The sequence below is a fragment of the Streptomyces sp. SID486 genome (assembly GCF_009865385.1).
Taxonomy (GTDB): Bacteria; Actinomycetota; Actinomycetes; order Streptomycetales; family Streptomycetaceae; genus Streptomyces.
In genome coordinates this window covers 1-8,255 of record NZ_WWJT01000521.1, presented here as the reverse complement: position 1 = coordinate 8,255, position 8,255 = coordinate 1, and the positions used below count along the sequence as shown (strand labels likewise).

Genomic DNA, 8,255 nt, shown 5'->3' with positions numbered 1-8,255 from the left:
ATCGGCCTGATCAAGGCGATCGACCGGTTCGAACTCGCCCGCGAGGTCGAGTTCACCTCGTTCGCTCTGCCGTACATCGTCGGCGAGATCAAGCGGTTCTTCCGGGACACCACCTGGGCCGTGCACGTGCCGCGCCGGCTCCAGGAGCTGCGGGTGGAACTCGCCAAGGCGCGCGAGGAGCTGTCCAGCCGGCTGGACCGGGACCCGACGGTCGCCGAGCTGGCCACGCTGATGAACATCTCCGAGCCGCAGGTGGTCGAGGCCCAGCTCGCCTCGAACGGCTACAACTCCGCCTCCCTGGACGCCGCGCTCACCGGTGACGGCTCCGAGAGCGGCGAGGCGGTGCTCGCCGACTTCATCGGTGTGGAGGAAGAGGGACTCCAGCTGGTCGAGGACTTCCACGCGCTCGCGCCGCTGATGGCGGAGCTGAGCGACCGGGACCGGGAGATCATCCACCTGCGGTTCGTGGAGGAGGCCACCCAGGCAGAGATCGGGGAGCGCCTCGGCTGCTCCCAGATGCACGTCTCGCGGCTGATCAAGCGCATCATCCTCCGGCTGCGGCAGGGGATGCTCGGCGAGCTCGGCTGCGCCTGACGCGGCACCGGCGGGGCGCTCCGGTCCTGGAGCGCCCCTGTCCGCCCGACTCGCCCCCTCAGTGATTCGTTCCGGTGCTGTCACGGGTACTGCCGGTGAGGCGCGTCCACAGCGCGGCAGCGCGGGTGCGGTAAAGAACACAGGCGGATCAGAAGCTCCCGCAAGACCGGCCGGACCCGGCGAACAGCGGCTCAGTGGTTCAGCGGTTCAGCGGTTCAGCGCGAAGAGTGGTTCAGCGGTTCAGCGCGAAGACGGCCCGTACGCGCTTGCCCACGGGGACCCGCTCCACGGTGACCTCCGAGGCCAGGGCGTGCACGATCTCCAGACCGTGCCGACCGACGCGCTCGGGGTCCTTCGGGTACCGGCGCGGCAGGGCGGTGTTGCTGTCGTACACGGACACGACCACCGCGGCGTCCGTACCCTCCAGCTCCAGGATGTAGGGGCCGCTGCTGTGCTGGTCGGCGTTGGTGACCAGTTCGCTCACCATCAGCAGCAGCTCCCCGTCGGCGCGGCCGTCGGTGACGGCGCACCACTCGGTCCGCAGCTGCTGGAGGAACTGGGAGGCGAAACCGCGTGCCTCGGCGATGCATCCGGGTTCGCCGGTGTAGTGCGCTGCGCGCCGCAGCGGCTCCACGGGTACGTCGAAACCAGTCGGTATCACTGCCCCGCCCAGGTGCTCGGTCATGCTGTCTCTCTCGGAAAGCCCGGTACGGCCGGTCGATGTTGCACCAGTCCTCGTACCCCGAGTCTGGCCCGCCAGTCCACCCGATACGTACGCCGACCGCGCACAGTGGTGAGACTCACGTCGCCCGGACGGGGTTCCCGATGGCCGCTGCCGGGCCTCGCGGGGCTGTTCGGAGCGCCGCGGAGGCCGTCGCGCGGTGCCGGGAGTCCGTCCCTGCGGGAGCGTGAGCGTCCCGGAGGACGGCGCGACGGGCACGGTCCGTGACGACTCCGGCGGTGGCCCGGACGGCGAGGACGAAGGCTCGGACGAGGGGCGCGGACGACTAGGGCGGCGCGTAGGACGGCCGTGCAGGGACGGCAGCGCTGAAGAAGACGGTGCGCAGGACGGCGGTGCAGGGACGGCGGCGCTGAAGACGACGGTGCGCAGGACGGCGGCGCGCGGGACGGCCGGTGCAGGGGCGGCGCCGCACAAGAGGCGGCCCGGACGGCCCCGCCACCGGGCGGCGTGCGGCGGCTCGGACGGCTCAGCTGACGGGCGGCGAGTGCGGCGGCTGCTTAGCGTGGCAGGCGTGAACCCTCCGACCGTTCCCGCGTGGCCCGCCGCCCGTCACGGCTGGGCGCAGGCCGTGGGCGCGGTGCTGACGGGGCTGGCCGTCATGGTTCTGGTGGCGGCACTGGGGCTGTGGGCGGCCGGTGCCGGGAGCCTGCCGGACGGCGCGTTCCCGCGGGTGGTGGCGGCGGCCGTGGTCACGGCGGTGGGCGGCAGCGTGCGGCTGACCGGCGACGCGGGCGCCTTAGCCCGGTCGCAGGCCACGCTCACCGTGCTCCCGTTGTCCGTGACACTCGCCGGTGCCCTGGTCCTGGGCGCCGGCTTCCTGCGCCCGCTGCGGCACCGGGCGGTCGCCTCGGCCGGGGAGCTCGGCGGCTGGGCGGGGCGGTTCGCGGTGCTGTGGCTGCCGGTCCTCGTCGGCCTGGCCTTCGCCGCCCGGCGGACGTTCGCGGTGGACGTGGGCAGCGGCACCCTCAGTGATCTCACCGACCTGTTCGACGCGGCGCCGACGGCCGGATTCACCACGGACGTGCCGTCGACCGTCCTGTTCGGCCTGCTGTGGCTGGCCGGAGTGCTGCTGCTGGCCCTGCTGACCTCGCGCGGCGCCCCGCTGCCGGCACGGCTGCTGCGCCGTCAGGAGTCGGTGCGTCCCGCGGCGCACGCGATGGTCGGGCTGCTGCTGGCCTACGTCGTCGTCGGCCTGGTCGGCGCCGTGATCACGGTCCTCACCCGCGGGCATGCCGCCACCGTGACGGCGCTGGTCCTGCTCGGCCTGCCCAACCTGGTCTGGCCGGCCCTCACCCTCGGCCTGGGCGCGACCTGGAACGGCCGGGTGGAGGGCCCCTTCGGCCTGCCGGTGCCGCACGTGCTGGACGAGGTCCTGCGCACCCCGGACGTCTCCACGCTCGACGTGCGCTCGCTCGCGGCCCACGACGGCCGGATGTGGTGGCTGGTGGTCGCGGCCGCCGTCCTGCTGCCGGCCGCGGGCTTCCGCATGGCCGTGCGGTCACCTGCCCGGATGCGGCTGTGGCAGCACGCCGTGCACCTGGCCGTCGCGCTGGCTGCGACGGTGCTGATGATCTGTCTGACGGCCCGGATGTCGGCGCACTACGGGCTGTCCCTGCTGGGCATCGGCGAGCTGACCGGGGAGGTGCTCCTGCGGCCCCGGCTGTGGCAGGCGGTGGGTCTGGGCGCGCTGTGGGGACTGGTGGCCGGCTTCCTGGGCGGCCTGCTGGCCCGCACACTGCGCCACGGAGGCCCGGCCCGGCCCACCCCGCCCCCGGACTAGCCCTGGTCACCGGCAGCGGCGGGTCCAGCGGCACGGTGGACCGCACCGGCCGGGCCCAGCGGAGCCGGTCCGGCGGGGCTGCCGCAGTTCGGTATCGACGTCCTACTGCGGTGACGGAAGAGCTGTTGCCCTCGTGTGTGAGGGGCGGCAGCAGGAAGGCTCCGGGGAGTCGGGACGCCTTGGCCTCGTTCGCGCGGACAGCGGGCTGATCGGAGCGGGGATGCCGACCAGTCGCCGGGAGCGAGCTTGCGGCGCTCGAAGTGGGCGTATACGCGCCGCCGGGCCGACGGTCAGCCGACGGGCACGACGAAGAGCGCGGCGGCCCGCTGCATGCGCAGCGCGTCGACGGACTCCGCGAGCAGCTCGTACTCGGTGGTGTCGTCACCCGTGGCGATCCGCACCAGTCTGCCCGCTGCCAGCTCGTCGGCGACCCGTTCCTGTCGGGCCGGGTCGCCGCACCAGGCGCGCAGGACGGCCGGCACGTCGGGCACGGTGTCCGCGACCGGCACCAGCGAGCTGGGCGGGAAGTGGCCGGCCTCGGGCTGCGGGTCGAGGCGGTTCGCGATCCAGCTCGCCCGGTCGCGCAGCCACCACAGGGCGAGGGCCAGGGTGGGCGCCCGGTAGGTGCCGAGGGGCACTCCGATGCGCTGTCCGCCGCAGGTGCCGTACGCGGTGACATGGCACAGGAATTCGTCGTGCATGCGCACTCCCCCGTCGCGTCGGTCGCCTGCCGGACGGCCTCGCTCTCGGCGCGGATCATGTGCGGTGCGTGATCGTGGCTTCGCAGGAAGTGAAGCCCACACAGTCGAGTATGTTCACTACTGAATCACTGTCACCATGTCTTTTTGGCCAGTCTCTTGGCATATTCCCGGCGGCGGTTGGCCGAAATGCGGCGGGACCTGTGTCACCCCTCGCCGACCGGCTCGGGCAGGGTCCCCGTCGCGGCCTCCCGGTAGCACCGCGGCCCGACACCGATGGTGCGTTTGAAGGCGTTGCTGAAGGCGCTCTCGGAGGTGTAGCCGACGGACCGGGCGAGCGCCGCCACCGGCGCGGAGCCCTGCCGCAGGGCACGGGCGGCCAGGCTCATGCGCCAGTTCTGCAGGTAGGTCAGGGGCGGCACCCCGGCCGCCGCCCGGAAGCGGACGGCGAAGGTGGTCCTGGACATCGCGGCGGCCCGGGCCAGCTCCGCCAGCTGCCACCGGTGGGCCGGGTCGGCGTGCATCAGACGCAGGGCGGGGGCGAGCCGCTCGTCCGCCAGCGCCCGCAGCCAGCCGGCCGGCAGTCCGTCCGCCTCGCCGAGGCAGGCGCGCAGCACCTGGACGAACATCAGCTGGGCGAGGTGGTCGCGGGCGAACACGGAGCCGGCCCGCCCGCCGGCCATCTCGGCGGTCAGCTGGGCGGTGAGCCAGCGCAGTACCGGCGCCTCCGCCGCCGCGCCGCGCACGTGGATCAGCTCGGGCAGGGCCCGGCGCAGCAGGTCGCCGGTGTCCCGGCTCAGGTCGATGTGCCCGGAGACGCACATCACCTCGTCGCCCGCGCCGAGAGCCGCCATGCGGGTGGCCGGGTCCACGTCGACGTCCGCCGGGTCGACGGGTGTGAGCCCGGGTTCGCTGCACAGCACGTACGACCGCCGCCCGTCGGAGACGACGACGTCGCCCTCGGCGAGAGCGACGGGCTCGGCGCCGCCCTCGGTGACGAGCAGACAGCCGCCCCGCGCCACTACGTTCACCTTCAGCCTGTCGCGCCCGCGCAGCCGGATCGCCCACGCGCCGCCGGCCGTGAAGCCGCCGGAGAACACCCCGCGCGCGTCCGCGACGGCCAGGGCGTCGGAGAGGGGATCGCTCGACATGCTCGAACTATCGCGCAAGTGAAGCGCATCCTCAAGCATTCATCGTTCGGATCGGCGGATCTACGGTGCTGTCATGAGCGAGATCGAGCGCATCGAGGAGATCCCCGTCATGACCACTCCCCAGCAGCCCCTGGGCTCCGGCTTCGGTGCCGCCTCCACCGCCGGGGAGGTGATCCGGGGCATCGACCTCACCGGCCGGGTCGCGATCGTCACCGGCGGCTACTCGGGTATCGGCCTGGAGACGAGCCGCGTGCTGCGGGCGGCCGGCGCCGAGGTCGTCGTACCGGCGAGGGATCCGGAGCGGGCCCGGGCCGCGCTCGGGGCCGACGGCGTCGAGGTCCGGCCGATGGACCTCATGGACCCCGGTTCCGTCGGCGCCTTCGCCGACGGGTTCGTCGCGTCCGGCCGTCCACTGCACATCCTGGTGAACAGCGCGGGGATCATGGCGACCCCGCAGGCCCGGGACGCGCGCGGCAACGAGGCGCAGTTCGCCACGAACCACCTCGGGCACTTCCGGCTCGTGTCCCGGCTGTGGCCGGCCCTGGTGGCGGCCCGCGGGGCGCGCGTGGTGTCCGTGTCCTCGCGGGGCATCCGCTTCTCCCCCGTCGTCTTCGACGACCTGCGCTTCGAACGCCGTGCCTACGAGCCGTTCCTCGCCTACGGCCAGTCCAAGACCGCCAACGCGCTCTTCGCGGTGGAGCTGGACCGGCGCGGCCGGGCGGCGGGTGTGCGGGCGTTCTCCGTGCACCCCGGCATGATCGTCGACACCGGCCTGGCCAGACACCTCCCCGTGGAGGCCCTCCGGGCGGCCGGTGCCGTCGACGACGAGGGCCGCCCGGTGCGTGACCCCGCCCGCCAGCTGAAGACGGCCGAGCAGGGGGCCGCCACGAGCGTCTGGTGCGCCACGAGCCCGCGGCTCGCCGGGCTGGGCGGCGTCTACTGCGAGAACTGCGATGTCAGTCCGCTGGTGACCGCCGGGACGGAGGCCGCCTGGTACGCCTCCGGGGCCCTGCCCGGAGTGCTGCCGTACGCGGTCGACCCCCGTGCGGCGGCCCGCCTGTGGGAGGTCAGCGAACGGCTCACCGCCGACGCCCGGTGCCCCGGGCAGGCCAGCCCGCCCGGTGACCCAGGCAGGCTACGGCCTGACGATCGCGTCGATCCTCGCCAGTTCCTCGTCGGAGAAGTCCAGGTTGCGGATCGCGCCGACGCTGTCCTCCAGCTGCCGCGGGCTGCTCGCGCCGATCAGGGCGGAGGTGACCCGGCCACCACGCAGTACCCAGGCCAGCGCCAGCTGGGCGAGGCTCTGGCCGCGCGAGCGCGCGATCTCGTCCAGGGCGCGGAGACGGCCGACGAGGTCCTCGGTGACCGCGTCCGAGTTGAGGAACGGGCTGTCGCTCGCGGCCCGGGAGTCCTCGGGGATGCCGTCGAGGTAGCGGCCGGTGAGCAGGCCCTGCTCCAGCGGGGAGTAGACGATGGAACCGGCCTGGAGTTCGTCCAGCGCGTCGAGGACGCCCTCGTCCTCGGGGCGCCGGTCGAGCATCGAGTAGCGCGGCTGGTGGATGAGGAGCGGGGTGCCGAGACCGGCGAGGATGCGGGCGGCCTCACGGGTCTGCTCGGCCGAGTAGTTGGACACGCCGACGTAGAGCGCCTTGCCCTGCTGCACCGCCGTGTGCAGGGCGCCCATCGTCTCCTCCAGCGGAGTGTCCGGGTCGAAGCGGTGTGAGTAGAAGATGTCGACGTGGTCCAGGCCCATCCGCCGCAGGCTCTGGTCGAGCGAGGACAGCACGTACTTGCGCGAGCCCCACTCGCCGTACGGGCCGGGCCACATCAGGTAGCCGGCCTTGGTGGAGATCACCAGCTCGTCGCGGTAGCGGCCGAAGTCGGCCTTCAGGGCCTCGCCGAAGGCGGACTCGGCGGCGCCGGGCGGCGGGCCGTAGTTGTTGGCGAGGTCGAAGTGGGTCACGCCGAGGTCGAAGGCGCGGCGGAGGACGGCCCGCTGGGTCTCGACGGGCCGGTCGGGGCCGAAGTTGTGCCAGAGGCCGAGCGACAGGGCGGGGAGCTTCAGGCCGCTGCGGCCGGTGCGCCGGTAGGGCATGGCGGTGTAGCGGTCGGGGTGTGCGGTGTACAACGCGTCTCCAGAGGGGTGGGCACAGGGTCTGCCGGTTCCACTCTTCCCCCGCCGACGGGCAGCGGTCCAACAGAAGAATCCGATGCGATTCAGCGGCTACGCTTCTCAATCATGGAACTGCGCCATCTCCAGCACTTCGTCGCGGTCGCCGAGGACCAGCACTTCACCCGGGCCGCCGAACGCCTGATGGTGTCCCAGTCGGGCCTGTCGGCGTCCATCCGGGCGCTCGAGCGGGAGTTGCGGGCGCCGCTGTTCGTGCGGACCACCCGCCGGGTGACGCTCACCGAGGCGGGACGGGCGCTGCGGACGGAGGCCGAGCGGATCCTCGCCCAGGTCCGGTCGGCGCACGAGGCCGTGGCCGCCGTGCAGGGCGTGCTGCGCGGCACGCTGGCGCTGGGCACCGAGCAGTGCATCGCGGGGGTGCACGTGGCCCGGCTGCTGGCCGCGTTCCGGGGCCGGCATCCGGACGTGGAGATCCGGCTTCGGCAGGCCGGCTCGGGCGCGCTGGCGGAGGAGGTAGCGGCCGGGCGGCTCGACCTGGCCTTCGCCTACCGTACCCAGGCCGACACCGACCAGCTGCGGTCGGTGTCGCTGACCAGCGAGCCGGTGACCGTGCTGTGCCATCCCAGTCACCGCCTCGCCACGGCCCCGGCCGTCCTCGGACCGGACGATCTCGCCGGGGAGGTCTTCGTCGACTTCCATCCCGACTGGGGGCCGCGCCGGACCACCGACGCCGCGTTCGCCGCGGCCGGCGTACGGCGCACGGTCGCGCTGGAGGTCAACGACGTGCACAGCCTGCTGGACCTGGTGGACGAGAACCTGGGGATCGCGGTCGTGCCCCGGCACTTCCGGCACAAGCGGCCCTCGCTCACGGCGCTGCCGCTGGAGGGCCTCGGCGGGGCGGAGTACGAGACGGCGGCCCTGCTGCCGCCGGACCGGGCCACCAGTCCCGCCGCCCGGGCGCTCGTCACGCTGCTGGAAACCGGAGGGGGAACAGGGGGCCTGGCACCACCCCGGGACGGGTCCCAGGGCTCCTGACCCGCGCCTGCCGCCGCCGCAGACTCGAAGCGGTCGGTCACGTGACCGACGGTCGGGAGGACATGTCATGGCGGAACACACACGGCGGACCGTGCTGCGCGGGACGGCCGGCCTCGCGGCGGCG

General features: G+C 73.6%; 7 protein-coding genes and 1 pseudogene. 4 read left to right on the top strand and 4 right to left on the bottom strand.

Going from position 1 to position 8,255, the window contains the following annotated elements; genetic code table 11:
• A partial coding sequence (locus GT045_RS24070; protein ID WP_161335411.1) for a SigB/SigF/SigG family RNA polymerase sigma factor occupies positions 1 to 594 on the top strand: 594 nt, incomplete at its 5' end.
• A 232-nt stretch (positions 595 to 826) separates the two neighbouring features.
• On the opposite strand, the gene GT045_RS24065 is transcribed toward GT045_RS24070, so the two are convergent.
• On the bottom strand, positions 827 to 1,279 hold the full coding sequence (locus GT045_RS24065; protein ID WP_161294714.1) for an ATP-binding protein: 453 nt from the start codon (positions 1,277 to 1,279) through the stop codon (positions 827 to 829).
• A 568-nt stretch (positions 1,280 to 1,847) separates the two neighbouring features.
• Between GT045_RS24065 and GT045_RS24060 the strand changes: the two genes are divergently transcribed.
• A complete protein-coding gene (locus GT045_RS24060; RefSeq protein WP_161335410.1) occupies positions 1,848 to 3,116 on the top strand; it encodes a streptophobe family protein in 1,269 nt (422 codons plus the stop codon).
• Between the two features lie 290 nt (positions 3,117 to 3,406).
• Here the strand turns inward: GT045_RS24060 and GT045_RS24055 are convergent, their stop codons facing one another.
• Positions 3,407 to 3,817: a hypothetical protein gene (locus GT045_RS24055; RefSeq protein WP_161296208.1), complete on the bottom strand. Its 411-nt coding sequence runs from the start codon at positions 3,815 to 3,817 to the stop codon at positions 3,407 to 3,409.
• A 203-nt stretch (positions 3,818 to 4,020) separates the two neighbouring features.
• Positions 4,021 to 4,965, bottom strand: coding sequence for an AraC family transcriptional regulator (locus GT045_RS24050; protein ID WP_161335409.1), 945 nt, complete (start codon positions 4,963 to 4,965; stop codon positions 4,021 to 4,023).
• 109 nt (positions 4,966 to 5,074) lie between these two features.
• Here GT045_RS24050 and GT045_RS24045 point away from each other — a divergent pair.
• Positions 5,075 to 6,049, top strand: a pseudogene (locus tag GT045_RS24045) (oxidoreductase); the annotation flags it as partial.
• Between the two features lie 51 nt (positions 6,050 to 6,100).
• Here GT045_RS24045 and mgrA read toward each other — a convergent pair.
• On the bottom strand, positions 6,101 to 7,093 hold the full coding sequence (mgrA, locus tag GT045_RS24040; RefSeq protein WP_161296543.1) for an L-glyceraldehyde 3-phosphate reductase: 993 nt from the start codon (positions 7,091 to 7,093) through the stop codon (positions 6,101 to 6,103).
• Between the two features lie 111 nt (positions 7,094 to 7,204).
• On the opposite strand from mgrA, the gene GT045_RS24035 reads away from it, so the two are divergent.
• On the top strand, positions 7,205 to 8,131 hold the full coding sequence (locus GT045_RS24035) for a LysR substrate-binding domain-containing protein (RefSeq protein WP_161335408.1): 927 nt from the start codon (positions 7,205 to 7,207) through the stop codon (positions 8,129 to 8,131).
• The last annotated feature ends 124 nt before the right edge of the window (positions 8,132 to 8,255 follow it).